The following is a 266-nucleotide window of genomic DNA, read 5'->3' as shown; positions in this document are numbered from 1 at the left end:
GGGACCCAGACGCTGTCCGCCTCCTTTGCCCCGACTGACACCACGAACTACAACGGCGCCACGGCAAGCGTGGGCCTTCCGGTTGTTGCCAAGCAGGTGCCGACCATCACCTGGACAGCGCCTGCAGCGATCACCTACGGGACCGCGCTCAGCGCCACGCAACTGAACGCATCCGCTGGCACCGTGGCCGGAACCTTCACCTATTCACCGGCCCTGGGGACGGTGCTGAACGCCGGGAGCCAGACCCTGTCGGTCACCTTCACCCC

At 66.9% G+C, this 266-nt stretch carries 1 protein-coding gene; it reads left to right on the top strand.

Annotation, left to right across the window (positions count from 1 at the left end; all coding sequences use genetic code 11):
* Positions 1-266 (top strand): hypothetical protein (locus tag KI811_RS18450; RefSeq protein WP_214187925.1); only part of this gene is annotated, 266 nt, incomplete at both ends.

The organism is Geobacter hydrogenophilus (genome assembly GCF_018501225.1).
Lineage (GTDB): Bacteria > Desulfobacterota > Desulfuromonadia > Geobacterales > Geobacteraceae > Geobacter > Geobacter hydrogenophilus.
The sequence above is the reverse complement of the archived record's forward strand: the minus strand, read 5'-3'. Positions and strand labels throughout refer to the sequence as shown.